Source organism: Chryseobacterium manosquense (genome assembly GCF_014623485.1).
Classification (GTDB): Bacteria; Bacteroidota; Bacteroidia; order Flavobacteriales; family Weeksellaceae; genus Kaistella; species Kaistella haifensis.
In genome coordinates, this window is record NZ_CP060203.1 from 2,500,790 (window position 1) to 2,526,691 (window position 25,902).

Annotated in this window: 29 protein-coding genes and 5 pseudogenes; 14 read left to right on the plus strand and 20 right to left on the minus strand. The window is 37.1% G+C overall.

Annotation, left to right across the window (positions count from 1 at the left end):
- The first annotated feature begins 151 nt into the window (after nt 1-151).
- The 3 genes from H0S70_RS11990 to pdeM are packed head-to-tail and all read left to right on the plus strand — an operon-like array spanning nt 152 to nt 4,835.
- Nucleotides 152-1,732 (plus strand): ATP-dependent DNA ligase, encoded by a 1,581-nt coding sequence (locus tag H0S70_RS11990; RefSeq protein WP_188320969.1) that lies wholly within the window; start codon nt 152-154, stop codon nt 1,730-1,732.
- Nucleotides 1,729-4,191, plus strand: coding sequence for a ligase-associated DNA damage response DEXH box helicase (locus H0S70_RS11995; protein ID WP_262891115.1), 2,463 nt, complete (start codon nt 1,729-1,731; stop codon nt 4,189-4,191). Before H0S70_RS11990 ends, H0S70_RS11995 begins: the two co-directional genes overlap by 4 nt.
- Nucleotides 4,188-4,835: a ligase-associated DNA damage response endonuclease PdeM gene (gene pdeM, locus H0S70_RS12000; RefSeq protein WP_188320970.1), complete on the plus strand. Its 648-nt coding sequence runs from the start codon at nt 4,188-4,190 to the stop codon at nt 4,833-4,835. The genes H0S70_RS11995 and pdeM overlap by 4 nt, the downstream gene beginning before the upstream one ends.
- Nucleotides 4,836-4,920: 85 nt before the next feature.
- Here the strand turns inward: pdeM and H0S70_RS14515 are convergent, their stop codons facing one another.
- Complete coding sequence (locus H0S70_RS14515; protein ID WP_262891116.1) at nt 4,921-5,052, minus strand: hypothetical protein; 132 nt, start codon at nt 5,050-5,052, stop codon at nt 4,921-4,923.
- 234 nt (nt 5,053-5,286) lie between these two features.
- On the opposite strand from H0S70_RS14515, the gene H0S70_RS12005 reads away from it, so the two are divergent.
- Complete coding sequence (locus H0S70_RS12005) at nt 5,287-5,838, plus strand: ferritin (protein WP_188320971.1); 552 nt, start codon at nt 5,287-5,289, stop codon at nt 5,836-5,838.
- A gap of 775 nt (nt 5,839-6,613) precedes the next feature.
- Complete coding sequence (locus H0S70_RS12010) at nt 6,614-7,099, plus strand: GreA/GreB family elongation factor (protein ID WP_228453736.1); 486 nt, start codon at nt 6,614-6,616, stop codon at nt 7,097-7,099.
- 552 nt (nt 7,100-7,651) lie between these two features.
- On the opposite strand, the gene H0S70_RS12015 is transcribed toward H0S70_RS12010, so the two are convergent.
- The 12 genes and pseudogenes from H0S70_RS12015 to H0S70_RS14345 form a co-directional block, all read right to left on the minus strand.
- Nucleotides 7,652-8,809, minus strand: a complete 1,158-nt coding sequence (locus tag H0S70_RS12015; protein WP_228453737.1) for a cation:proton antiporter — start codon at nt 8,807-8,809, stop codon at nt 7,652-7,654.
- Between the two features lie 30 nt (nt 8,810-8,839).
- Nucleotides 8,840-9,463 carry an HdeD family acid-resistance protein gene (locus H0S70_RS12020; RefSeq protein ID WP_228453738.1) on the minus strand — a complete coding sequence of 208 codons (624 nt, stop codon included), beginning with the start codon at nt 9,461-9,463 and terminating at the stop codon, nt 8,840-8,842.
- A gap of 217 nt (nt 9,464-9,680) precedes the next feature.
- On the minus strand, nt 9,681-10,040 hold the full coding sequence (locus tag H0S70_RS12025; protein WP_139418839.1) for a hypothetical protein: 360 nt from the start codon (nt 10,038-10,040) through the stop codon (nt 9,681-9,683).
- Nucleotides 10,037-11,035, minus strand: coding sequence for a sigma-70 family RNA polymerase sigma factor (locus H0S70_RS12030; protein WP_188320973.1), 999 nt, complete (start codon nt 11,033-11,035; stop codon nt 10,037-10,039). Before H0S70_RS12030 ends, H0S70_RS12025 begins: the two co-directional genes overlap by 4 nt.
- Nucleotides 11,036-11,210: 175 nt before the next feature.
- Nucleotides 11,211-12,179, minus strand: coding sequence for a DnaJ C-terminal domain-containing protein (locus tag H0S70_RS12035; RefSeq protein WP_188320974.1), 969 nt, complete (start codon nt 12,177-12,179; stop codon nt 11,211-11,213).
- A 15-nt stretch (nt 12,180-12,194) separates the two neighbouring features.
- Nucleotides 12,195-12,680: a zinc metallopeptidase gene (locus H0S70_RS12040; protein WP_228453739.1), complete on the minus strand. Its 486-nt coding sequence runs from the start codon at nt 12,678-12,680 to the stop codon at nt 12,195-12,197.
- A gap of 309 nt (nt 12,681-12,989) precedes the next feature.
- On the minus strand, nt 12,990-13,358 hold the full coding sequence (locus tag H0S70_RS12045; protein ID WP_188320975.1) for a hypothetical protein: 369 nt from the start codon (nt 13,356-13,358) through the stop codon (nt 12,990-12,992).
- 257 nt (nt 13,359-13,615) lie between these two features.
- On the minus strand, nt 13,616-14,560 hold the full coding sequence (locus H0S70_RS12050) for a YfdX family protein (protein ID WP_188320976.1): 945 nt from the start codon (nt 14,558-14,560) through the stop codon (nt 13,616-13,618).
- A gap of 21 nt (nt 14,561-14,581) precedes the next feature.
- Nucleotides 14,582-15,019, minus strand: coding sequence for an Hsp20/alpha crystallin family protein (locus tag H0S70_RS12055; protein ID WP_076781576.1), 438 nt, complete (start codon nt 15,017-15,019; stop codon nt 14,582-14,584).
- Nucleotides 15,020-15,097: 78 nt separating this feature from the next.
- Entirely contained in the window at nt 15,098-15,538 is a 441-nt protein-coding gene (locus H0S70_RS12060) for an Hsp20/alpha crystallin family protein (RefSeq protein WP_188320977.1), read from the minus strand.
- A gap of 111 nt (nt 15,539-15,649) precedes the next feature.
- The gene (locus H0S70_RS12065; RefSeq protein WP_188320978.1) at nt 15,650-16,333 is read right to left on the minus strand and encodes a Crp/Fnr family transcriptional regulator; all 684 of its coding nucleotides are present in this window, start codon (nt 16,331-16,333) and stop codon (nt 15,650-15,652) included.
- Between the two features lie 196 nt (nt 16,334-16,529).
- Nucleotides 16,530-16,789: pseudogene (locus H0S70_RS14345) on the minus strand (efflux RND transporter permease subunit); the annotation flags it as partial.
- Nucleotides 16,790-16,929: 140 nt separating this feature from the next.
- Here H0S70_RS14345 and H0S70_RS14350 point away from each other — a divergent pair.
- The 3 genes and pseudogenes from H0S70_RS14350 to H0S70_RS12075 all read left to right on the plus strand — a co-directional run bounded on the left by H0S70_RS14350 (nt 16,930) and on the right by H0S70_RS12075 (nt 19,001).
- Entirely contained in the window at nt 16,930-17,256 is a 327-nt protein-coding gene (locus tag H0S70_RS14350; protein WP_228453740.1) for a phage integrase N-terminal SAM-like domain-containing protein, read from the plus strand.
- Between the two features lie 162 nt (nt 17,257-17,418).
- Nucleotides 17,419-17,811: pseudogene (locus H0S70_RS14355) on the plus strand (tyrosine-type recombinase/integrase); the annotation flags it as partial.
- Nucleotides 17,796-19,001 (plus strand): IS91 family transposase, encoded by a 1,206-nt coding sequence (locus tag H0S70_RS12075; protein ID WP_228453741.1) that lies wholly within the window; start codon nt 17,796-17,798, stop codon nt 18,999-19,001. The pseudogene H0S70_RS14355 and the gene H0S70_RS12075, both read left to right, overlap by 16 nt.
- A gap of 638 nt (nt 19,002-19,639) precedes the next feature.
- On the opposite strand, the gene H0S70_RS14525 is transcribed toward H0S70_RS12075, so the two are convergent.
- Nucleotides 19,640-19,774, minus strand: a complete 135-nt coding sequence (locus H0S70_RS14525; protein WP_262891118.1) for a hypothetical protein — start codon at nt 19,772-19,774, stop codon at nt 19,640-19,642.
- A 271-nt stretch (nt 19,775-20,045) separates the two neighbouring features.
- Between H0S70_RS14525 and H0S70_RS12080 the strand changes: the two genes are divergently transcribed.
- The gene (locus H0S70_RS12080) at nt 20,046-20,483 is read left to right on the plus strand and encodes a phage integrase N-terminal SAM-like domain-containing protein (protein ID WP_228453858.1); all 438 of its coding nucleotides are present in this window, start codon (nt 20,046-20,048) and stop codon (nt 20,481-20,483) included.
- Nucleotides 20,461-20,589 (plus strand): annotated as a pseudogene (locus H0S70_RS14730) (IS91 family transposase); the annotation flags it as partial. The gene H0S70_RS12080 and the pseudogene H0S70_RS14730, both read left to right, overlap by 23 nt.
- Before the next feature lie 298 nt (nt 20,590-20,887).
- Here H0S70_RS14730 and H0S70_RS12085 read toward each other — a convergent pair.
- The 3 genes from H0S70_RS12085 to H0S70_RS14530 form a co-directional block, all read right to left on the minus strand.
- Nucleotides 20,888-21,217 (minus strand): helix-turn-helix domain-containing protein, encoded by a 330-nt coding sequence (locus H0S70_RS12085; RefSeq protein WP_031501762.1) that lies wholly within the window; start codon nt 21,215-21,217, stop codon nt 20,888-20,890.
- A complete protein-coding gene (locus H0S70_RS12090; RefSeq protein ID WP_031501764.1) occupies nt 21,201-21,545 on the minus strand; it encodes a type II toxin-antitoxin system RelE/ParE family toxin in 345 nt (114 codons plus the stop codon). The genes H0S70_RS12085 and H0S70_RS12090 overlap by 17 nt, the downstream gene beginning before the upstream one ends.
- Before the next feature lie 275 nt (nt 21,546-21,820).
- Nucleotides 21,821-21,952: a hypothetical protein gene (locus H0S70_RS14530; protein ID WP_262891119.1), complete on the minus strand. Its 132-nt coding sequence runs from the start codon at nt 21,950-21,952 to the stop codon at nt 21,821-21,823.
- On the opposite strand from H0S70_RS14530, the gene H0S70_RS14360 reads away from it, so the two are divergent.
- Entirely contained in the window at nt 21,911-22,186 is a 276-nt protein-coding gene (locus tag H0S70_RS14360) for a phage integrase N-terminal SAM-like domain-containing protein (protein ID WP_262891152.1), read from the plus strand. The genes H0S70_RS14530 and H0S70_RS14360 overlap by 42 nt on opposite strands.
- 130 nt (nt 22,187-22,316) lie before the next feature.
- Nucleotides 22,317-22,439 (plus strand): annotated as a pseudogene (locus tag H0S70_RS14735) (IS91 family transposase); the annotation flags it as partial.
- A 233-nt stretch (nt 22,440-22,672) separates the two neighbouring features.
- On the opposite strand, the gene H0S70_RS12100 reads toward H0S70_RS14735, so the two are convergent.
- Together H0S70_RS12100 and H0S70_RS14370 are read right to left on the minus strand one after the other, a co-directional pair.
- Nucleotides 22,673-23,380 carry a CPBP family intramembrane glutamic endopeptidase gene (locus H0S70_RS12100; protein WP_188320979.1) on the minus strand — a complete coding sequence of 236 codons (708 nt, stop codon included), beginning with the start codon at nt 23,378-23,380 and terminating at the stop codon, nt 22,673-22,675.
- Between the two features lie 325 nt (nt 23,381-23,705).
- Complete coding sequence (locus tag H0S70_RS14370) at nt 23,706-23,858, minus strand: hypothetical protein (protein ID WP_228453742.1); 153 nt, start codon at nt 23,856-23,858, stop codon at nt 23,706-23,708.
- Between H0S70_RS14370 and H0S70_RS12105 the strand changes: the two genes are divergently transcribed.
- Together H0S70_RS12105 and H0S70_RS14740 are read left to right on the plus strand one after the other, a co-directional pair.
- Nucleotides 23,796-24,203 (plus strand): site-specific integrase, encoded by a 408-nt coding sequence (locus H0S70_RS12105; protein WP_262891153.1) that lies wholly within the window; start codon nt 23,796-23,798, stop codon nt 24,201-24,203. The genes H0S70_RS14370 and H0S70_RS12105 overlap by 63 nt on opposite strands.
- A pseudogene (locus H0S70_RS14740) lies at nt 24,181-24,309 on the plus strand (IS91 family transposase); the annotation flags it as partial. The gene H0S70_RS12105 and the pseudogene H0S70_RS14740, both read left to right, overlap by 23 nt.
- A gap of 244 nt (nt 24,310-24,553) precedes the next feature.
- Here the strand turns inward: H0S70_RS14740 and H0S70_RS12110 are convergent.
- Entirely contained in the window at nt 24,554-25,732 is a 1,179-nt protein-coding gene (locus H0S70_RS12110) for an aspartyl protease family protein (protein ID WP_188320980.1), read from the minus strand.
- Between the last annotated feature and the right edge of the window lie 170 nt (nt 25,733-25,902).

The following is a 25,902-nucleotide window of genomic DNA, read 5'->3' on the forward strand; positions in this document are numbered from 1 at the left end:
TTCAGAAAGAATTTTGTATCGAGAAATTCTATTTTTTTGAGCTTTAAAATAAGTTCACGACACAATTTTCATCCATTTTATTTCGGAAAATAACTACAACTGAAGTATCCTACATTTAAAAAACAGGTCAAAAAATTTTACGTTTAAAGAAATGAAAGATTTTGCCACTTTAATCAATGCGCTCGACAGCACCAACAAAACTTCCTTGAAACAGGAAGCGATTTCCGAGTTCCTGAAGGTGGCGTCTCCACAAGATAAATTGTGGTTTCTTGCTTTGTTTACAGGCAAAAAACCCAAGCGAAATGTCAACTCCACCTTTATGAAAACCTGGGCGATGGAGGTGGCCAAAATTCCCGAGTGGCTTTTTGTGGAAAGTTATTCGTCTGTTGGCGATTTGGGCGAAACCATTTCTCTCATTTTACCGCCTCCCACCGATAAAATCGAAATGTCGCTTTCCGAATGGATGGAAAAAATCATTGATTTAAAAGATTTTTCTGAAGCCGATAAAAAAGAATTTGTGTTGAACGCGTGGTCAAATTTGGATTATGTCGAGCGATTTATTTTCAATAAACTATTGGGGGGCAGTTTCCGAATTGGTGTTTCATCTAAGACTTTAATCAACACCTTAGCAAAACATTATGACCTGGATCCCAGCGCTGTAACGCACAGTATTATGGGCCACTGGAATCCCGATGAGGTTGATTTTGAATATCTTGTAAAAGGGAAATATACCGAAACGCACCTCTCAAAACCGTATCCGTTCTGCCTGGCTTATGCTTTGGAAAAAGAACTAAATGACTTGGGAGCGCCCGAAGATTGGTTGATTGAATATAAATGGGACGGAATTCGTGGGCAGTTTATTAAAAGAAATGATGAGGTTTTTATTTGGTCGCGAGGCGAAGAGTTGGTCACGGGTCAGTTTCCCGAAATTCGTGATGAGCTTTTGCAGTGGAATGGGAATTTTGTGATTGATGGTGAAATTTTGGCTTTCAAAGACGATAAAGTCCTTAATTTTAATGAACTTCAAAAACGACTCAACCGTAAATCATTAACCAAAAAAATGTTGGAAGAAATTCCGATTGTCGTTTTTGCTTACGATCTTTTGGAATGGGAAGGCGAGGATTATCGGTCTAAGAATATGGTGGAAAGGCGTTTGAAGCTTGAAGAAGTTCTCAACGACAATCCATCCGATAAAATACGGATTTCAGAAAAAATTGTTTTTGAAAGTTGGGATCAACTGGGCGAAATCCGAGAAAATGCACGTGATATCAACAGCGAAGGTTTAATGTTAAAAAACTACCATTCGCCTTACCACACGGGCAGAAAAAAAGGGGATTGGTGGAAGTGGAAAATCGATCCTTTAACCATTGATGCAGTTCTTATTTATGCCCAGAAAGGAAGCGGACGAAGAAGCGGATTTTACACTGATTACACTTTTGCGGTGAAAAAAGAAGACAAATTGGTGACGATTGCCAAGGCATATTCGGGTTTAACAGATAAAGAAATTCAAGAAGTAAGCAAATTCATTTCAAAAAATACCGTAGAAAAATTTGGTCCCGTGCGTACCGTGAAGCCCGAATTGGTTTTTGAACTGGCTTTCGAAGGCATTGGTTTCAGCAGTCGGCATAAATCGGGTGTAGCGTTGCGTTTTCCTAGAATTTTACGATGGCGACGAGATAAAACTGCAGACCAAATCGATGATATCGAAGATATAAAAAAACTCATTACGTGACCCAAAAATTTCAACAGTCGAAAGGATATCAACTTGTCCAAAAATGGATGAATGAAAAAGGAATGTCGGCTTTTTCTTTTCAGAACGAAGCATGGCAGCGCTTTTCCAACGGTTATTCGGGAATGGTTGTTGCTCCGACGGGTTTCGGAAAAACATACTCGATTTTTTTAGCAGTCATCATCGATTTCTTTAATCATCCACAAAATTACAAATCCGGATTAAAACTTATTTGGGTAACACCTCTGCGTTCCCTGGCTAAAGATTTGGCCCGAGCAATGCAGGAAGCCATCGACGAAATCGGTCTGGATTGGGTGGTAGAAGTTCGAAATGGCGACACGGATTTCAAACAAAAGATGCGACAAACCAAGAATATGCCCGATATTCTGCTGGTAACGCCCGAAAGTTTGCACTTGCTTCTCGCTCAAAAAGAACATCAACGATTTTTCAAAAATTTACAATGTGTCGCGATAGACGAATGGCACGAATTGCTGAGCACCAAACGTGGCGTTATGGTTGAGTTGGCATTAGCAGCTTTAAAATTTGAAAATTCGAAGATAAAAATATGGGGCATCACGGCGACTATCGGGAACTTAGATCAAGCCCTAGAAGTACTGATTCCCGATGCCACCAAACGAACGAAAGTGGTTGCCAAAGAGCAAAAAAAGATAGAAATTCTTTCTGTTTATCCTCCTGAAGTCGAAATTTTGCCATGGGCAGGGCATTTAGGTGGTAAATTGGTGCAGGAAGTGGTTCCTATTATTCTCAACAGCAAATCTACATTGATTTTTACAAACACGCGTAGTCAGTCGGAAATGTGGTACCAATTGCTTTTGGAAGCTTATCCTGATTTTGCGGGACAAATCGCTTTGCATCATAGTTCTATTGATGCCAATCTTCGGCAATGGGTGGAAGAAAATCTGAGTTCTGGTTTATTGAAAGCAGTGGTTTCAACCTCGTCCTTGGATTTGGGTGTTGATTTTAAACCTGTTGATACCGTCATCCAAATTGGATCCAGTAAAGGCGTTGCAAGGTTTATGCAAAGAGCGGGGAGGAGTGGGCATTCCCCTTTTGAAACCTCAAAAATTTATTTCGTTCCCACACATTCCTTAGAGTTGATTGAAGCATCGGCATTAAAAGAAGCGGTAAGATTGAGAATCATCGAGCATCGAGAACCCTTTGTTTTAGCTTTCGATGTACTCGTGCAGTTTTTGGTAACTTTGGCGCTGGGTGGCGGATTTTATCCCGATCAATTTTTTCCGGTGATTAAAAATACCTACGCTTTTTCTGAGATGACCAAAGACGAATGGAAATGGTGCATTTATTTTATTACTCAAGGAGGAAAAACAGGAAAAAATTACGAAGAATTCCATAAAGTGGTTCCTCAAGTGGATGGCAAACTGATCGTGGAAAAACGTAAAATTGGAATGCTCCATCGGATGAATATCGGTGCAATCGTTAGCGACTCCATGTTACGAGTGAAATTTCTTTCAGGCGGTTACGTAGGGATGATTGAAGAATATTTTATCTCAAAACTTCACAAAGGTGACAAATTTATTTTGGCCGGCAGAGTTTTGGAATATGCGATGCTCAAAGAAATGACGGTTTACGTGAAATCCTCTAGTGGAAAAGCGATCACGCCAAGTTGGTTGGGCGGAAGATTGCCACTTTCATCCAATTTAAGTTTCTTTTTACGAAAAAAATTAGCCGAATCGCTTTCGCCCAACGCCCGTGAAAAAGAACTGCGGTTTCTGCATCCGCTTTTAGCCAATCAAAATAAATTTTCGCACATTCCCAAAGAGGACGAATTTTTAGTGGAACAAATTAAAACCCGTGAAGGTTATCATCTGTTTTTTTATCCTTTTGAAGGGCGTTTGGTACACGAAGTGATGGCCGGTTTATTGGCGTATCGCATTTCAAAATTATATCCCATCAGTTTTTCGATGGCGATGAATGATTACGGTTTTGAATTGTTTTCCGACCGTGAAATCAAACTATCAGAAAAAGATTTACATCAAATATTATCCAAAGAAAACTTAATGCAAGACGTTATCAGCAGCGTAAATGCTACCGAAATGGCAAGACGAAAATTTCGTGATATTGCTGTAATTTCGGGAATGGTTGTACAAACGATGCCCGGGCGACAGGTAAATAACAAATCTTTGCAATCCTCTTCTGGCATTATTTTTTCGGTGTTGGAAGATTATGATCCGGAAAATTTGTTGTTGAGACAGGCCTACACCGAAGTTTTCAATCAACAATTAGAAGAAGCACGGTTTGTACGCGCTTTCGAGAGAATTAGCACGAGTAAAATTGTCTATATTTTCTCCGATCGGTTTACGCCATTAAGTTTTCCGATTAAAGTGGACAGTTTGCGACAATCCTTGTCTAGCGAAGATTTGGCCACACGAATTCGAAAAATGCAGGAGAACAATTTGAAGAAAAAAAGTAGAAAAGAATGATGCTTGCAGAAAAGAAAATACTCATTAGAAATCAAAATATTATTTTAACCAATCAGCGTGCGATGTTTTGGGAAGAATCTTCTGCGTTGATTTTTTCCGATCTGCATTTGGGCAAAACCGCTCATTTTAGAAAAAACGGGATTGCATTACCCGACAATTTAATTCAGAATGATTTGCGACGTTTGAGTGATTTGATTCATCATTTTCAACCTGATCAATTAATCATCGTTGGGGACTTTCTCCATGCGGGAAAGAACTCCGAATTGGATATTTTTCATACTTGGAAAATTCAATTCCCGAATCTTAAAATGATCTTGGTTAAAGGAAATCACGATCGACTGTCTAAAGACCATTTGCAAAAATGGGGTGTGGATGAAATTTATGCAACGTATGAAGAAGACGAGTTAATTTTCAGTCATGATAAATTAGAAAATCAGGAAAAATTTGTGATTTCAGGACATTTGCATCCTGGAGTGCGAGTGAAAACTGCGGTACATCGGTTTTTGAGATTTCCAAGTTATATTGTAACTCCGCAACAACTGATCTTGCCAGCTTTCAGCTCTTTTACGGGATTAGACACTAAGAATCACCCCGAAAAATGTCAATATTTCTTTTTTACTGAAGACGGACTTTATGAAATTTGAGAAATTCCCTCCGTTCCCGAGACTATTGTTCTCTATAGCATTAAGAAATTACAAAGATTGGCGTAAAATAGACTTATTAAAATCATCAATAACTCAAAAGCTCAGCGTAGGCTCTTTCTGCGCCTTTTAAGACTTCGGCATTTTGTTCTTCAGTAAAGTAAGTGTTGATGATGGAAGTGAAATTTTTCTTAAACGTGCCAATTTGGTCACCGTACATTCCAAAATAATTAAAATCAACAGTATTTCATAATAAAATCATAATGGAAGATAAAAAAAATCTTCATTGCAAGGCAGGTATTTTATTTGGGAATAATTATTTTAATGTTACTAACTGAAAATTTGTCAACGATAATAAAAATTTATTTAATTTTTTAGAATGAATTTAAGCTTAGAAAAAGGCTCTATGGACTTCTTTTTGATAGTTAAAAGGCATATTAAAATCAACACAATTATGGATGCAAAAAGAATTTCAGCCAATTTAGAAAACGCGATGAGTGCACAAATGAATGTTGAAGATTTACAGTCTCGTGTTTATCTTTCTTACGGAATTTGGGCGGCAGATCAAGGTTACGGCGGTATTGCCAATTTCTTGTTCCGCCACGCGCAGGAAGAGAGAGATCACGCGATTAAATTTATGAGTTATATCCTGAACAGAGGTGGCAAACCAAAAGTGGAAGCGCTTCCTGCTCCAGGTGAAGATCCTAAAAACCTGACAGACTGCTTTAATTTGGTATTTAAACATGAAGTGGACAATACTGAAAAAATATATGCGCTAGTGGATATGGCGATGGCAGAAAAAGATTGGGCTAGCTACAATTTCTTGCAATGGTTTGTGAAAGAGCAGATTGAAGAAGAAACTTTAGCCATGAATCTAATTGACAAATTAAAGATTGCCGGCGGTGACCAAGCAACAGATGAATCCTTATTTAACCTGGATAAAACTTTGGAGAAAATGCCAGATGATGCAGATCTTGCAAGGGATGCAACAGCAGAGAATCCATAAAAATTCTCTTAAAAATAAAAAAAGCAGTTTATCAAAAATAGGCTGCTTTTTTTATGAATATAATAAAATTTGCTTTTGGTTCAGCTCTGTAACAAAGCTCGCGAAGCTTCCGTTCAGCAGGAGTGTATCTCAGGTTTTTTTATTATTTATTTTGCTTCGGTGATTTTTTCAATTCAGTGTTGGTTTTTCAAGTCAAAAATGGTTTTGAGTTTGTAATATATTGGTACTTTGAAGAAAAGCCTAACCAAAAAAAATATCAGAGAAAGCTTTAGATAAACTTTATCTTCATTTATTTTTAAGTATTTAGTAATTTCTTCCAATTCGTTCTTAAATTCCTGGATTTTCAAAAAATTCTGACTAACGTTAAATTAATTCATTGATAATCAAATATTTATAGATTTTAATTTTTGACCATTTGATTATTCAAAATAGTGAAAATTTCTTCGTTAGCGGCTAAAAACAACTCCGTTTTCGAGTAGGGGAATTCCTGCTAACACTTCGACGCTAAGTGCAATTGCGTCTTTCGAAGAAAGTTGCGTCTGAAGAATGCGAAGTTACTTAAAAAATGTATATTTACATTACAGACAATGAAGCAATTGCTTCTAAGCGGCTGTTGGCTGAAGTGCGTGCTTTGTACTTAATTGCCTTTTGGAACAGGTTTGCAAACTTTATAACCTTAAAATTGTCAAGTTTATTTGGTGAATTTTTTAAGTATATCAGTAATTTTAAGTGTAACAGAATAAATGTATAACTGGAATATATAAGTAGAGGATTTGTGAAAGAAGGTGATCAGGAGGAACTCCCGATGATTCCGCCCCGCGCCGATTTACCGCCCGGTACGGTAAACTTCGTTACAGAGTTCGGATACAGTCAGTTACTCGCCGAACGTGATCAAATGATTCATGAGCGTGACAATACTTTGATTTCGGACGAGAATGAAAATCGTATTGCCGTAAATTTAATCAATGCGAAATTGCAATTGTTACTCGATCGAATTTCGTCTGCGAAAATTGTTAATCTTGCCAAACAACCAAAGAATATTGTCAGGTTCGGTGCTGAAGTGTACTTTAAGGTTGATTCCGATCCCAAAATCCAGCACTATCAAATCGTGGGCGTCGATGAGGCAAATGTTGCAGAAGGAAAAATAGCGTTTACCTCTCCGATTGCGAAAATCTTTATGGACAGAAAGGTAGGCGATCGCGCGATATTGAAATTGGGAAAAGCGGAAAAGCAATTTGAAATTGTGTCAATAAAATACTGATGGATTTATAAAGTGTCTGACTTTTGATTTGGATTTGGTCGCCGATCGCATTGCTACTATCGGAAAACGGCGTAGCGGATTTCGGAGCACAAAACAGTCAACCAGCACTACACTTGAATAGAAGCGCAAAGCTCCAAGTTTGCACGTCACCCCTCATTTTGCAAATACAATGTTGAACTAAAACTTAGTCAGTTTTTCCAATTGCATAAATCAGTTACTCTGTAAAGTTAATGAAAAAGACCCACAAAAAAAGAGACTCTTCCCGAAGTCTCCACCAAGATATACCCAAATATTATTTAGGTTTACCCCCGAAATTATAAGCGTTAAAAAAATCAAAGCAATCCAAAAAGCTATAGCAATTGTTTTTCTTACCAGAAATAGGACGATGTGGTTCATATGAATAAAGTGCAGAAAGCTTAATAAGTCGTTTTTAACGCTTTCAGAAGGAATACAACTATCACCAAAATAATGGTTAATCCCATCTTTATGAAATTTGAGTTCATTGAATTGAATAAGTCTGGGTTTAAATTGAATCCATTTACATCAGATAATTTAGTTCTGAGGTAATTTAGGGAGCTTATAAATGAAATTTTGTATTATCCCTATCCAAACAGAACTTATCATCATGGTAGCAGTTATTACAGCTAAGGTCATTTGATAACTATAATCGCCTATTACCCCCAGGGAAGCAGCCGCACTAGCAAGAACAAAACTAAATTCGCCAATCTGAGATAACAAAGCTCCGGCATATATACTATCATGCCATGTACTGCCCATGCCTTTAAATATCATGGCATTTATTAAACTATTAATAACCATAACTGCAAGGGTGATTAACGATATAACACCAATGTTTTGGTATGCGAAGTGTAGGTTAAGTTGCAAACCAACTGCTAAAAAGAAAAAGGATAAAAAGAAAACACGAAAAGGGACCAGGGCATGATCTAACCATTGGGTGGACTTATCCTGTCCTACCAATATACCTGCCAAAAGCGCCCCCAAAGCAGCCGATAACCCAAACCAATGACTTACCTGTGCCATGCCAAAACACAAAACAAAACCCAAAAATACTTGCAAGTCGTGGTCTCGTATCAAATCATGCCTGAATGGAATTTTTATTAGTTTTTTGCGAATGGCGAAATGCATAAAAATCAATATGGCCAGACCGCCAACTACTGTTCTTGCTAACTCAATGGTCTCCAATTTACCTTTGGCCATAAAGTTTAAGGTAAGCATCATTGGTACGATGAGTATATCTTGCATGATTAATACTCCGGATGTTAACAGCCCTATTTTACTTTTAATTTGCCCAGTGTTTGATAAATATTGAAAAATAATGGCAGAACTACTTAAACTGATGACAAAACTCAAAAGTATAATTACCTGCCAGGACCAATTTAAAATTTGACCTGTTATAGCCATGAAAGCAAAACTGAGTAGCAATTGCGATAATGTACCCAGTAACGGTTTTTTAAAACTTTTAGAAAAGTCGGGCAGGTTAATTTCTGTTCCGATAAAAAACATGAGTAATATTACACCAAGTTCTCCAATTTCGTTAATCGTTGATGAATTTGAAATAACCCCGAACACCTCAGGCCCCAGAATGATTCCCGCTATGATATAGGCAATAAAATAAGGTTGTTTCGCTCTTTTTAATAAAAGTGCTAAAAATAATATCGTAAGCGATACTATAAACAGTCCGTTTAACAATCCATGATTCATTTCAAATAAAAGTTAAAGTTACCAAAGTTTTGTTTTTTCACCATTTTCTGATGTTTTTTTTAATTTAAAACCCAAAAAGAAATAAGTCATTGCCGATAGAAACGCATTAATTCCAAGCAACCAACCCGAAGCCAACAATACATTTTCAGGTTGGGTTATAAACATCCAGAGGATGATAGCTCCCAATATAACTGAGAATAATCCGCTAAATATCATCCACAATTCTCCTTTGATTTCTTTGCGAAGCCGAAAGGCTGTTATTATTTCTGATATGCCAACGAATATTGACCAAAAACTAATGCTGGCCCATAAAAAGCTGGCAATTGCAACAGTGGCAATAAGTGGAGAAGCAATAACAGCAATACCTGCCAGTATACTTATAATAGCGCTAAAAATAAGCCATCCCCACCGCTTTCCCTTCCTGATTTTCCGAACCGATGCAATAATGCCAAAAATACCATCAGCTAAGGCAAATGCACCAAAAACAATTGCCAGGGCAAGTATGGCTGTAGCGGGCATAATAAAAGCCAACACAGAGAATATTAGCGCAAGGAAGCCTTTAATGATGAAAGCCCACCAGTTTGAGGAAATACTTTTTATTACCTTTTGTTCGTCTTGAAATTCATTACTAATTGTTGTCATTTTTATTGTTTTTTAGTTTAAAAGTTTGAAACTATTTATTCCCTCGAATATATTTTTAATTAGACATCTGCTTTTTAAACACTAATAATCGTCAAAATTGACTTTAGCACTTCTATTTCCGTGGAACCCTCTTGTTTATTGCCTTTGGCGAGCTCGCAAGCTCGGTTCATGTCCTTGTTGTGGACGGCAGTGCATAAGGGTTTCATTAAGAAATAAATCAGACCATTTTTTTTAACAACTCCCATTGAAAACGGCCAACTAAAGGATTGTCTGGGTTGCCATTAATCATGGTTAGGAAATACGCCGTTTTAGACATTTGCCAGTCAATCTTTAAGGTATGCGAATCGCTGTTAGAAACGTACCTTTTGCGGAAGTGCTGCGCAAGCGGAAACCCTAAATTCCTGCAAATAGCCATTGCCCGTTTAATAGCCATCCCCAACTCCTTATCTGATTCGAAAAATTGTTCCATGGATGCAGCATTGAAGTGCATTTCCAATTGTTCTATGGCTTCAATAAAAGCCCCAATATGCAATGGCACATTTTGGTTGTACAGAACTATTGTTTCTATCTTTTTCATACATTTTTATTTTTTAGTTTTGATACAATACTGAATGAGATATCATCAATGATATTTTCGACAGCTTCAATTTGCATATGCATCGATTTTGCAATCTCATTAGCAGGCATTTCATGTAGCCAGAACAGTTCAAAAGCCCGTTTAGCATTTTCATCAACATTAGCCAAAACCTCGTTTACAACGGGTTCAATTTCAAAATCGGCAGGGAGTTCAATTAGCGCATCGTTGTTGAGAATCTCATTGCCTAATTTTGTGTTCTCGTAAGAAATATCATCCAAATCTTCCTGCATGATAAGTTCTCCGTCTGCATCAGCGGTAAATTTTTCTTCCATGCTTAAAAGTTCTTCTTCAGCCAGCTTATCGAACGAAATATGTGCGTTTTTTGTGTAATGCTTTTCCATAAAACTTTCCAAAGTTTCGCGGGCAATTTGAAAACTCCATGGGGAGAACTCTTTGTCATTTTTAGGTCGTTCTTCAAATCTTTCATAAAGAGCAAGGTATATCTCATCCACCAAATCATCAATTGTAAACCCGCTGGGAACTTTTGTTTTGCTATACGAAAGATACCTGGCTACAAACCCGCGGATAGCAGGCAAAAGTTGTTTTATAAGGAAGTTAAAGTGTTCTTTATCCTCTTCGTTTCTTAGCTTATTAAGTTGGGATAAATGCTTGTTTGCTATGTTAAGTCTTGTTTTTTTTTGTGAAACTATAAATTGCCTTAAAAACCTGGATTTAAGCCGGGTCATTATTTGTTCAGCTAAGATCGCCGGATCAGTGCCTTCAGCTTCTACAAAAACCTGGTTAGCTCCTTGTTTTAAATAAAAAGTTGCTTTTATCCCCTTATTGGTTTCTGTTAAATAAACATCAAGTTTATTGGAATTAAGAAGAACATTCATGCGGTCAAACCATTTATTATGATTTTTTATGACCTCTCTAAACTGACTTGCCAAGTTGCTATCTGTCAATAAATGTTTGTTATGAATTGTTGTTTTCATCTTATTTCATTTTAAGGCACCGGTTTTTTTTGAAATATAAGCGGCATTACGTAGTGCTTTATCTGTGCAATCAGAAAAATCGGTAGGTACAATTATTGTTTTCATTTTAATTGGCTATTAATTTTTGATTCTTATTTGATTAAACTTTTTTCATATTTAATTTGGTCATTTTCAATCAACGATTTGTTTTCTGAACACTGTCTCTCAATTTCATAACCAGTTCTTTTTGTTCCGGGGTCAATTTATCCGGTAGCTTCACCTGAATTTTAACATATAAGTCACCATGGGAAGATGTACCATATACAGGCATACCCTTTCCTTTAAGCCTGAACTGTTTGCCGTTTTGAGTACCTTCAGGAATTTGCATGTTTATTCTGCCTGACAGGGTTTGGATTTCCATTTTGCCACCAAGTAGTGCTGTAAACAAATCCACAGGCATGTTCATATACAAGTCGTTTCCTTTGCGCTCATAATCCGGGTGAGGGGACACGTTGATGGTGATGTACAGGTTGCCTGCCTTTCCTCCCTGGGCTTTCTCTCCTTTTCCTTTTGCGAGGAGTTTTAATCCAGAGTAAGCTCCAGGTTTTATTTTCAGCTTAATCTTTTCACCCCCAATGTCAATAATGCGTTCGGTACCTGTGTAGGCTTCCTGTAAAGAAATAGTTATTTCTCCTGCCAGGTCGTTACCGGGTATATCTGCACCGAACCCGGAAAACCCGCCGGTACCAGAGAATCCTTTCCCCTGTCTGGTTCCTCTTCCAAAGAAAGACTCAAAAAAGTCTGAAAAACCACTGCTACCACCTCCAAAAAACTCAGAAGGGTCGCCTTCAAACTCATAATAATATTGCCCCCCGGGTGCACCCTGTGAATATCTTGCTCTTCCACCAGCGGTTGATGGGTCATAGCCAGCATCCCGGTATTGCTTCCAATTGGAGCCCAGTTGGTCGTATAGTTTTCTTTTTTCCGGGTCACTCAATACTTCATTAGCCTCACCAATTTCCTTAAATTTTTCTTCTGCCTCCTTGTTCCCGGGATTTTTGTCCGGATGGTATTTTACCGCCAGTTTGCGATATGCCTTCTTTATTTCATCCTGAGAGGCTTTCTTATCAACACCCAGTATTTTATAGTAATCTTTGTATTCCATATTCTTAAATAGTTGTTATTCATCACTATGTCCAAGCAAAGCAAACAAATAATAGAGTAAAGTAGCAAGCGAATACAAGGCAGCTATTACATAAGTTGAAGCTGCCAAACGCAATGCTTTTTCAGCCTTTGAGCGTGAATAATAATCGGTTATTCCGGTACGTTGAATCCATGCTAATGCCCTGCTGCTTGCATCAAATTCAACTGGTAGTGTAATAAATGCAAAAAGTGTAAAAACTCCATAACATGCAACAATTATTAAAGGTGCCGTTTGCATGGAGAATAAACTTCCGAGTAAAAACGAGCCAAAAAACATACCAATAAAAATCATATTTAAAATAGTTGCGCTGATATTTTGTAAAGGCACAAGCGCTGAAACTTCGGCTCCGCTCATGCCGTTGGCAGTAGGAATTGCTGAATATATTCTGAATTTGGATTTTAGTCTGCTTCCCGCAATCAAACTTAAAATAAATAATATCCCGAATATCAACCAAAGCATCATAATGTTAAAGATTTTAAGATTAAACAACTACTTTTTGCTACACAATCTGCAATTATGAAAATGTAACATTTCTATAAGCTTCTTTTCACTATATTTTAATACAATTTTGTTCCTTTCAGATGGTTCTTTTTTCCTGATGTAATGAAACGGACATTTCTCGGCAATTTCGTCTTTTAAGGGGCAGCCGAATATTAAACCCAAAATACTATATTTGTCAATATCATCCATTTTCTCAAGAATTACAGTTATTTGATGTTTATAATCTGTAACCCTATTTACTCAGGAATACCGATTTATAGTGAAATAATGTTATTCATTCTTTCCTTTCTCAGGAAATTGTTCCATGAAAAACTTGTTTTCGATAGAGTCCATTTCCCAAAATAGTCTTTCCATTTGTTGCATATTATTCATAAAACGTTCGTGAAAAAAGTCGTTTTTGTAAAAATCATACTTCAACAAGCTGTCTTCGAAAAACAAATCATTGAAATATGGCGTTGTTGAGAAAGAATAATTGTCTTCAAACATATTCCGGAAATTATTAAAAATACTGTCGGCAGCAATTTCATCTCCTTCAATATTTGAATAGTAATAGGTGTAAGTAGAATCATAACGGATTAAATTTCCATTCTCATCGTACTCTTTATTTACCTTAATATCTTCTATAGGTTGGTTACCCAATATTAAAGTAGTATCAGACTCATTATTATTCTTTTCCTTTTTTTATTTCCTGTACATTGCATGACGAAAAGGTTATTGAAAAAGCATTGAACAAGGCTATGTAATTCGCTTTCATGTTTGCACTGTTTTGGAATTATTAATCAACATTTTTAAACTTTCGAAATATTATTCCGGCTTTTATTGCCTAAAGGGGCTGTATGTTATTTAATATTTTACAGCCCCGGTTAATTTAATCTAAAAGTTAAGAATAAAAATTGTTATGAAGCTATTCTTTTCTTAAAATCAGCAAGTTTTGTTTTAAATTTCTCAAACAATGCCTGAGAATCACCATCATCTTTCACTGATTTTTTCAATTCTTTAATGGTTTTGTTTAGTTCTTTATATTCACGGTCGCGGTCGCCATAACCAAGCTCTTCGGCCATAATTAACTGGTATTCTGCATTGTCAAGAAGTGCGAGCACCTCTTTCTTTTTGTCTTCATTGGAAGCATCATCGGTTATGGCCTGTGCGATAAGCGCCTGTGCCCTCAGTATAGGCAAAGGAATGCGTTCTTCGCTTATAACTAATGTGTTAAGAGCTGTGTATAGCACTACTTTGGCTTCATCAGTTTTCCCTTTGTCAATTAAAACCGCTGCTGATTTCATGGCTTCGGGAAAAGTTGCTAAAGGTAATTCAACTTTAGTAACCTGCAATTCACTGGCCAGTTTTGCTAACTCATAGCGCAACACCTGGAAATGGTTCTCTTTTAAGGCCTTTCTTGCTGCTCTTTTTATATCCCTGATTGTTTCAAGGTCGGTCACCAGATCAACGGTTTTAACCGATACCTCAATAGGTACCAGTGCCAAATCGGGTTTACGGGCCAGTAAAATATTTAACTTGCCGGTTGATTTTTCAAGCGCTGCCAGAGCTCCTTTGGTATCCTTTGCTTCGAGGGCATCAAGCGCCACGTAAACTTGTGCGAGAGCTTCTGCGGCTTCTGCCACTATTTGGTCATTCAATGATTCAACAGCACCAATTGCCTGCTCCTGAACCTTACCTGCAAGTGAATCGGCATTCATACCCAACTCATCCGGTTTTTCCATTCGGATTTCTTCCGTTTGCGCGACACTATTTTCTTCGCTTTTGTTTTGGCTTTTAACTCCGCAACTTGTTAGTAAAACAATTGCCAGAAAAGTATAACGAATTTTATTTAATATTTTCATGATTATTTAATTATGTGGTTACTATTTAATTTCTATTGCCTTTTTGTTTTCTTCTTTACCCTTTATTTTACCAACTTTTATTTTCAATACCCCGTTTTTCATAGAAGCATCTATATATTCAGGGTCGGCATTCTCGGGTAATTGAAACATTCGTTGGAACGAGGCATAACCATATTCACGGCGCATCCAGTTGCCTTCGTTTTCTTCTTTTTCGTATTGTTTTTCAGAAGAAACAACTAAGCAATTGTCCTTAACTTCAAGTTTAATGTCTTTTTTATCCATTCCCGGCACGGCTAAAGAAACCTCAAAGGTGTTGCCTTTATCGTTGATGTTCACTGCGGGTACGCTGGCGATTTCTTCCGAACCCGAAGCCTGGTCGTCAATTTTTTTACCAAAAAATTTCTCAACAACATTTGGAAATTTTGGTTTAATGTTTTTTGTCCATTTAATTAAGTCCATATCAGCTAATTTTTAAAGTTTTACAATTAAATTCAATAACAGGTCATGGCAATTTTTGCGATGACCTGTTATAATAAATTACGAAATTTCAATGCTTTTTGGCGGTTTAGGCTTAGCTTCTTCCTTTTTTGGAATAGTAACGGTTAAAATACCATCGTTGTAAGAAGCGCTGACTTTATCAGCATCGGCGCTATTGGGCAGGGTAAAGGAACGGGTGAAAGCCTGGTAGGCAAATTCTCTCCTGGTGTATTTTTCACCTTCGCCCTCTTTTTGTTCTTCCTGCTTTTGCGAAGAAATTGTAAGCAGGCTGTTATCAACATTAATTTTAAAATCGCTTTTTTTCATACCCGGCGCAGCCATTTCAACTACAAACCCATTTTCGTCTTCCTTAATGTTTACTTTAGGAAGTGTGGTGTTGGTAGCCGAATAGTTTTGGTTTCTCCAATCGGCCAATTCAGTGCCAAAGAAATCATCAAAAAGATTTCCGAATAATGGAAAATTTGTTTTTACTAGTGCCATAATTTTTAAGTTTAAAGGTTAAAAACGAATAATTTAAAATGATTCTGACCAAAGTTATGTATTTTAGAAATGCTTTTCCTTGATTCAAGTCAAGACACTTAAATAATTTGTTCAATCGTTCATATTTGATATTTTAAATAATTTGTCTTTTCTTAAAAGTTCAATCATTCCGTTTATAGATTTAATAAGTCCGGATTCCTGAAACCTTGTTAAATACCTGCTAAGCGTTTCAGGGCTAATGTTTATTATTTTAGCCAAATCTTTTTTAGGTAAACGAATCAGGCTGTCATCATGCACAGGGCTATTTTCAGATGCCTGTTCGAGATCTAATAATAAAGTAGCCAACCGTGAATCAATTTTCTTTGAATGCAGGTTCACAATTTGTTTTTCACTGCTCCATATCTCATCACACAACATTTGAATAATTGACCTGGTAAAATCATTGTTCTCATGTATAAGTGTGAGGAATACATTTCGGGGGAAAAAGTATAGCTCGCAATATCCTAATGCCTGGGCATTGTCAGGGTATGGTGTATCTTTTAATAAAGATACATAACCGATAAATTCGTTATGCCCAAGCATCCGCAAAATAACCTCATCACCTTCATTGCCACCCCTAAATATTTTAACCCACCCATATTTCATAAAATACACACCTTTAGGCTTATTACCTTTTCTGTATATAAATTCTCCTTTTTTAAAAGTCCTTATCTCAAAGGGGCTATTTATTTCATTGCTGAAATGGTTGCAAAGCTCTGCAAAAAGTTTGTTCGATATGTTTCTTTTTTCACTCATTTTTGTTTCCTTGTTTACAACACTTCATTGAACAGACTATTACAGAGGCGAAATTTCAAGAAAGCATTAAAATTGATAGATGCAATTTACGTATTATTATTGGCAATAATTTAAGTGTTTTCCCGCAGTAATTCTTCCAATAATAAATCAAGGTTTACCGATGCAAAAGACGATGCATAGTCACTCATGGCATAGAAATATACACCGATTGGTCAAATTCGTAGGAGATCTTCACGTCATCGGGCATATTACGCGGAATGTCCTGCAACTGTTTCTTTAGCGTGTTTACAACATCTAGTGTAGAGGCATTACCTGCTTTTGCAATAATGATATATACGGAACGTTTTCCGTCAATAAGGGCATAGCCTGAATATCCGCACCATCCTTAACGGTTGCTACATCACGGATATATACATTATCCACTGTGCCCTTGAAAATTGGCACATCACCCAGTTGAACTAAACCTCCGGTAGCTTTCCCAATCGCATAAATTAGTTACTTTGTAAAGTTAATTAAAAAATCAATAGAATGGCAACAAAAAAAAGAGTTCAGACGAGCTCAGAGAAAACAAAATTATCAATCAGGCAAAGCGCGAAGTGCCTGGTTTTACAGAACTTTTAGGCCGTTTTGAACGTACCGTTTCGGTGTTGGGACGCAGTCAGAGTACGTTCAATAATTACTCCAGACACGTCGCGGCGGTGTCGCTGCATTTTGGGAAAATCCCGACAGAATTGGATCCTGAGCAAATCCACGATTACCTTTTTTACCTTCAGAAAAAATCAAAATCACCCTCGCAATCGTATTTTAAACACACGGTTTACGGACTTCGGTTTCTGTTGAAATCGGAAGGTTTGAGCTATGATTTCCTGAGTCTTCCGGAAATTAAAGAAGAGAAAAAACTACCTGTAGTGCTCAGTAAGTAGGAGGTTTGGCAGATGTTGTCCTGCTGTAAATTTTTAAAACATAAAATCTTAATCGGGTTGCTTTACGGCTGCGGATTGCGATGTCTGGAAGTCAGAAATCTTCGTCTCTGTGATTTGGATTTTGACCGAAAACAGCTGAAAGTGGTTTAGGGAAAAGGCAAAAAAGACCGCTATTTACATTTGTCGGAACATTTGATTCGGGGTTTAAAAAAATACATTGAAGCGGAAAAACCGGGAGATTTTCTCTTTGGGGAACCTCGAGCAAATCGTGCGGGTGGCGAATTTGATTCAAGATATTCGCAACGCGGCGTACAATGGGCGGTGAAACAGGCCTCAAAATCAGCAAAAATATTGAAAGAAGTGAGTGTTCATAAGCTTCGGCACAGTTTTGCCACGCATCTTCTGGAAGATGGGATGAACATTGTGAGCATCAAAAATCTCCTCGGCCACGAAAACATCGAAACGACCCTCGTTTACCTTCAAATCGCCCAACTTTCTACCCAAAAACTCTTCTCTCCGCTGGATACTTTGTTTGAGGAATGCAGAGCGAAGTAGTTGGTTTTGAATTTGTTAAAAGCCAAAATTCAAGCTTTAAATTTAATGAAAATGAAATCTCAAAAACACGGTCTGCTCAAGCTGAATCTCAACCTCGATACGAAGTCGCTGATGTTTTAAAAACTTTAGGAGAAAGAATCGATAATTTAGGGTTAAATTCCTGGCAACTAAGAACTTTATTTGCGTTAAAAAAGTGCAGAACATCGGCTTTGGGAGGACATATCGATGCGTGTGACGAATGCGGAACTATGAGCATCAGTTACAACTCCTGCCGTAACCGGCATTGCCCGCAGTGTCAGGGACACAAAAAGGAAGAATGGATCCAAAAGCGCGAAGCGGATTTACTCCCGTGCAGCTATTATCATCTCGTTTTCACGCTTCCCGAAGAGCTGAACGGTTTGGCAATTGCAAATCCCACACTCATTTACAAAACATTGTTTGAAGCCGCCTGGGCAACTTTAAACCAATTCGGTAACACCGAAGGAATACAGCTCGGAATGATTGCGATACTTCACACGTGGGGACAGAACCTGAGCTTGCATCCGCACCTGCACTGCATTGTTCCTGGCGGCGGAATTGATCATCACGGAAAGTGGAAAAAGAAAGTACGAACCGATAAATATCTCTTCTCTGTAAAAGCGATGAGCAAAGTATTCCGGGCAAAGTTTGTGGCTTTATTGAGAACTTCGGGAGTAAAAGATTCCAATTTAATGGATAAACTCTTTACCAAAAACTGGGTCGTCTATGCCAAAAGACCTTTTGGCGGCCCGAAACAGGTCATCGAGTACTTGGGGAGATACACTCACAAAGTCGCCATCAGCAACCACCGCATCAAAGAAGTAACGGATAAGGAAGTGCGTTTTGCCTATAGGGATTACCGAAAGGGCGGCGAAAAAAAGGAAATGACCCTCAGCAACGAAGAGTTTGCGCGAAGGTTCTCCCTGCACATTCTGCCAAAAAGATTTGTGCGGATCCGCCATTACGGTATTTTAAGCAGCAGCTGGAAGCGTGGGAAACTGCAGGCTCTGCAATCAGATTTAAAGATCAATATCCCGGAGGTAACACCCAAAACGCTGCTCAATAAATGCCGGTGCTGCAAGGAGGGAAACCTGGTTACCATTGCTGTTTTCGGGCAGCGCGGTCCGCCGCAGGATTTTCTTTTCGTCACCCAACCTTTGTCTGCGGAATAACCTTTGCGGGTAAGGGAAACTGTGCCCTACAGCCAGTAAAACCCCGCAGAACCCACTTCCAAAGGCTACCCAACGCCACAAAAAAAAGCAGTCCTTCTGAAAAAACTGCTTTGCACCTCTAAATTCTAAAAACGACATCCCCATAAGAGGACCATCATACCGCTGAAAAGCCACCGGAGCTTCCGTTCAACGGGCTTTCATTTCTTGTCTTGCAGACAAAACGAAAGCTTAGTTATTATCTGCAGTAGCAATTTTTATTTATTCAATATTATTTGTTATTATTTTAAGACTCAGAATTAAATTTATTAAGAATACTGCAAATGATAATATTGATAAAATCACTAAAATAACTTCATTTTGCAATTTCAGAATTAGCATTGAAAAGAAGATAATTATTGTATGAATAATTGAAAGGTTTTTAATTGTTTTCTTTTTTAGTAAGTATAAAATTCCGTAAGTCAAAGAGTAAAATACTAAAACGAATGGAAAATATAATCTTATGAAATAATTTAGTTTGTCAAAAATTCCCCACATAATTGTTCGATTAAATCCTGTAGGAGCAAAAATGAATAAATATATGATTAGCAAAATCAGGATTACTAAAAACATTTTGGTTTTAAAGATTGAGTCTAAAAACTTCATATTTTTTTAAAATAAATTTTATCCGCAACTTTTTGTGCTATTGCAGATAACGGTTCGGGGCTTTGCGAGGTGCGGGCTACTGCAACTGAGATTTCAAGAGGTGACCGAACGCTAGCAAAAACTTTTTCCATTTTTTAAAATTACGAAAAAACTAAAAAATGGAAAAGTTTTTTGCGGGTATTTTCTAGAAATTTTCTGAGATTTCCTTCAACTCCGCATCTTGCAAAACCCGTGTTGAACTAAACCTCCGGTAGCTTTTCCCATTCGCCGTTTTAGTAACTTTGTTTTTATTAACCTTTTAAAAACTCATGAAATGGCTACAAAAAAAAATCTCCGGAGGATTTAAGGACAAACAAATTCCTGAACCGTGCCTCGGGCGAAGTTAACGGTTTTGCCGAACTCCTGCAACGCTTTGAAAGAAATATTTCCATCTTGGGCAGAAGCAAACGTACCTTCGACAATTATTCCCGTAACGTTGCAGCCTTAGCGCTTCACTTCGGTAAAGTCCCTACCGAATTAGACCCGGAAGACATCAAAGATTACCTTTTTGAACTTCAAAAGCGATCAAAAACCCCTTCTCAGTCGTACTTTAAACATACCGTTTATGGATTGCGGTTTCTTCTGAAAACCGAAGGTTTGCCTTACAGCTACCTCCATCTTCCCGCGATTCCAAAAGTCAAAAAACTTCCCACTATTTTAAGCCGTGAAGAAATCTGGCGAATGCTTCAAAGTGCTGAACTCCTGAAACACAAACTGCTCATCGGCCTGATCTACGGTTGCGGACTGCGCTGTATGGAAGTAAGGAATATCAAGCTTCACACCCAAGACGCTGCTCAATAAATGTCGGTGCTGCAAGGAGGGAAACCTGGTTACCATTGCTGTTTTCGGGCAGCGCGGTCCGCCGCAGGATTTTCTTTTCGTCACCCAACCTTTGTCTGCGGAATAACCTTTGCGGGTAAGGGAAACTGTGTCCTACAGCCAGTAAAACCCCGCAGAACCCACTTCCAAAGGCTACCCAACGCCACAAAAAAAAGCAGTCCTTCTGAAAAAACTGCTTTGCACCTCTAAATTCTAAAAACGACATCCCCATAAGAGGACCATCATACTGCTGAAAAGCCACCGGAGCTTCCGTTCAACGGGCTTTACCTCCTCTTTTTATTTTTTTAATGGAATCGGTGATTGGTAATTAATTCATTTCTTGTCTTGCAGACAAAACGAAAGCTTAGTTATTATGCGACGTCCTTCTATAACGCAAGATTTTGATGATTAATTTCCACATTGAATCTTACTTTCGCTCCCAATGCTTCAAAAACTTTCATTATTGTTTCAAAACGAGCGTTTTTAACACTGTTTTCTATTTTAGAAATTTGAGATTTTTGAACACCAACAAGTTCTCCGAGTTGTTCTTGAGTTAAATTTTGTTCTTGTCTTGCTTGTTTTATAGCTTGACCTAGAAGTTCAATTCGTAATTCATTTTCAAAATCATCTCTTTTTTTTGTTCCAATTTTTCCAATATGTTTATCAATCATTTTGTCAATTGAAACAGTTTCAAATTTTTTATTTTTTGTTTCCATATTTATATTGAATGTATTGTTTCCTAATTTCTTCTGCTTTTTCTATTTCTTTTTTGGGCGTTTTTTGAGTTTTTTTCATTATTCCATGAGTTGCAAGAACCATAGATTTTTGATAATTATCCCAAAAAGCAAATAATCTGTAAGAATTTGAATTGTATAAAGTTCTAAATTCCCATATCGCATCACTCAATTTTTTAAAAACCTCTTTATCGTTTGTCATTTGAGATTTTTTAATATTGAAATAAACTTTCTTACGAACTTTTTCATCTAATTCATCCAAAAATTTTTGAGCTTCTGGCAATAATTCGACGTCAAAGTTATTTTTCATTCTCTAAATTTTTCTCAAAGATAATAATTTCCCAATTGGGAAACAAATTTTGTAAAGAAAATTGTCAAACAGGATGTCGCATAACGTTCCGAGTATAGGCGAAGGAGCGGATTTCAGTCCCTGAAATCCGATTCAAGCTGTAACCCCGCTCTTTTGCCTATACTGTGTTGAACTAAACCTCCGGTAGCTTTTCCCATTCGCCGTTTTAGTAACTTTGTTTTTATTAACCTTTTAAAAACTCATCAAATGGCTACAAAAAAAAATCTCCGGAGGATTTAAGGACAAACAAATTTCTGAATCGTGCCTCGAGCGAAGTTAACGGTTTTGCCGAACTTCTGCAACGCTTCGAAAGAAATATTTCCATCCTGGGCAGAAGCAAGCGTACCTTCGACAATTATTCCCGTCACGTTGCAGCCTTAGCGCTTCACTTCGGTAAAGCCCCTACCGAATTAGACCCGGAAGACATCAAAGATTACCTTTTTGAACTTCAAAAGCGATCAAAAACCCCTTCTCAGTCGTACTTTAAACATACCGTTTACGGACTGCGGTTTTTGCTGAAAACCGAAGGCTTGCCTTACAGCTACCTCCATCTTCCCGCGATTCCAAAAGTGAAAAAAACTTCCCACTATTTTAAGCCGTGAAGAAATCTGGCGATTGCTTCAAAGTGCTGAACTCCTGAAACACAAACTGCTCATCGGCCTGATCTACGGTTGCGGACTGCGCTGTATGGAAGTGCGGAATATCAAACTTCAGCACCTGGATTTTGACCGGAAGATGCTGCTCAATAAATGCCGGTGCTGCAAGCAGGGAAACCTGGTGACCATTGCCGTTTTCGGGCAGCGCGGTCCGCCGCAGGACTTTCTTTTCGTTACCCAACCTTTGTCTGCGAAATAACCTTTGCGGGTAAGGGAAGCTGTGCCCTACAGCCAGTAAAACCCCGCAGAAACCACTTCCAAAGGCTACCCAACGCCACAAAAAAAGCAGTCCTTCTGAAAAACTGCTTTGCACCTCTAAATTCTAAAAACGACATCCCCATAAGAGGACCATCATACTACTGAAAAGCCACCGGAGCTTCCGTTCAACAGGCTTTCATCTTCTGTCCTGCGGACAAGACGAAAGCTTAGTTATTAGCTGTAGTTGTTGTGTTCTATTTTTTTATTCCAAGTAAATAGTACTATTAAATATAAAATTAAACAAATTAATGTTACAATATTATTTCTGATTAATAATGTATGAATAGATGCTGGAACAATTAAAGCTTTTGATTTCTCAATTGAGAAAGTAAGCAATAAAGAAAAGATTACGCAAAATACTAGGAATATTCCAAATCCTCCATATTGTTCAAAATCTTTGAAAATTAGTAAATGCCAAACTGCCCAAAATATTCCTGAGATAAGACTCTTTAAAAATAAATTTACTTTATTTAAGTTTTCAATTAAATATCCCCTCCAAGTATATTCTTCCATTAAATTGTATATTATTGTAAAAGAACAAAATAAGAAAGCCCATAGATGTTCATTAATTCCTTGATCATTTTTTATTCCATAAAAAGAGTAACCAATAAATAATGCAATAGGAAAAATTAAACTTTTGAATTTATTATTTCCTAAAAATGATATTTCAGATTTTTTACTTGAATAGAATTTATAGAAAAACAATGTAACAATTAAAATTGCAAATCCGTGGTTAAAGTTCCAAGGAAGATGTACATCAGTGAAGTTTTGAAATAATAATTGTAAAATATTTGGAAGTTTTCTGGCTAAAAAAGTGATAATTAGAATTAGTAAATAAAAACTAGATATTTTAAACCAATTCACTTTTTTCAATTCATTCATAATTTTATTTCGAGACTTTTTGAACAATTACAGCTAACGGAAAAAGTATTGGCGAAGAACGGGCTACTTTGCAGACAATTTCAACGAAAAACCGAACCTAAGCAAAAATTTTTTCCTTTTGCTAATATACGAAAAAAGTAAAAGGAAAAATTTTTTGCGGATACTGCTAAATGAACTCTAAAAGACAGTATTCACCCCGCATCTTGCAAAACCCTTGTTGAACTAAACCTCCGGTAGCTTTTTCCAATCGCCGTTTTAGTAACTTTGTTTTTATTAACCTTTTAAAAACTCATGAAATGGCTACAAAAAAAAATCTCCGGAGGAGTTAAGGGTAAACAAAATTCTGAACCGCGCCTCGAGCGAAGTTAACGGTTTTGCCGAACTTCTGCAACGCTTCGAAAGAAATATTTCCATCCTGGGCAGAAGCAGGCGTACCTTCGACAATTATTCCAGGCACGTTGCAGCCATGGCGCTTCATTTCGGTAAAGTCCCTACCGAATTAGACCCGGAAGACATCAAAGATTACCTTTTTGAACTTCAAAAGCGATCTAAAACCCCTTCTCACTCGTACTTTAAACATACCGTTTACGGACTGCGGTTTTTGCTGAAAACCGAAGGCTTACCCTACAGCTACCTCCATCTTCCCGCGATTCCAAAAGTCAAAAAACTTCCCACTATTTTAAGCCGTGAAGAAATCTGGCGAATGCTTCAAAGTGCTGAACTCCTGAAACACAAACTGCTCATCGGCCTGATCTACGGTTGCGGACTGCGCTGTATGGAAGTAAGGAATATCAAGCTTCACACCCAAAACGCTGCTCAATAAATGCCGGTGCTGCAAGGAGGGAAACCTGGTGACCATTGCCGTTTTCGGGCAGCGCGGTCCGCCGCAGGACTTTCTTTTCGTCACCCAACCTTTGTCTGCGAAATAACCTTTGCGGGTAAGGGAAGCTGTGCCCTACAGCCGGTAAAACCGCGCAGAAACCACTTCCAAAGGCTACCCAACGCCACAAAAAAAGCAGTCCTTCTGAAAAAACTGCTTTGTACCTCTAAATCCTAAAAACGACATCCCCATAAGAGGACCATCATACTGCTGAAAAGCCACCGGAGCTTCCGTTCAACGGGCTTTCATCTTCTGTCCTGCGGACAAGACGAAAGCTTAGTTATTATTAGAAGTTATTTTATGAATTCCTTTTTAACTAATTTATATGTAAAAATTTTATTGTTTCGTAAAATTGTTATTTCCATATCGTTCAAATTTTCATCAATTTTATTTATCGTGTATTGACAAATCTGTTCATTTGATAGTTTTGATAAATCAATATTGTTAATTTTTAAAATACGGTCGTTCAATTCAAGTGGAATTTCTTGATTTGCAAACTTTGAGATTACGTATGCTTCGTTATTTTTGAAAGTGTAAGAAAATCCAAAAGATTTTAAAGATTCTATTTCTGAGTTAATTGTCTGAAGATATATTTTTTTGTTTTCCCAATCGATTGAAAATAAAAAATTCTTTAAAAAATCGTTTCCGATTAACGTTGAGTTGCCACTTTTAACAATTTTGTTTATAAAATGGAAATTATTTAGTTGAAGGTCGCTTCTTAAAATGAAATTGTCTTTGAATTCATCAGTTCCATAAAACCCAATTGCATTTGCGCCTCTGTTTCTTACAAAATTCTCTTTGGGTGTATTATTCATAAAATATTGAAAATTATTATTAATTGATAAACTTCCGTTATAGCCTGTATCTAAAGAAAAAGTCAGTTTTTTGTTTGAAACAATTCCATTTATTTTCGGAGTTTTTTGGTTATTGTATTCAAATGGAATAACATAGTCATATTTTTGGTTGAAATATTTGAATTCTGAACTTGCCCTTATTTCATTTTTTTTATAATCAAATTGCCAAACCATTTTTGCCAATAAATTCGCACCAATGATACCATCGAATCCAAAGCATTTTAAAGTTGGATTCTCTATATCCATAACCACACAACCAATATTTTGAAAAGTCAAGTTGCCAATTTTGATTTCAGGCAGAATTGTAAAGATTTGTTTCCTTTTTCCATTATTTGTATCTGTCACCTCTTCTTCAAAATAAGATTTCAGATTCAAACTGTGAAAAATTGTTGGAGGTATAATTGTTGGTGCTCCTGTATCAACTAGAAAAACATATTCTTTACCGTCAATTTGCACTTTACAAAGAGGTAAATTATTAATATTTGAAATTTTAATAGTTTCAACAGAAGAAGTAGGTTTTACAGAACCATATTCGAAAATTTGTTTTGAACTTCTGCAAGATATAATTATTAAGGAAAATACTAAAAGTATTGTTAAATTTAGATTATTGGTTTTCAAGACGTATTTTTTATATAATTTCTGCCAACGGGAAACGGCTTTGCGAAGGCGGGGCTAAGAAGTTCAAAACTTTCTATAAATTCTTTCCCGAGCAAAAACCATTTTCGTTTTTTCAAAATTACAAAAAAATAAAAAACGAAATGGTTTTTTGCGACTAATAATAACGAAAC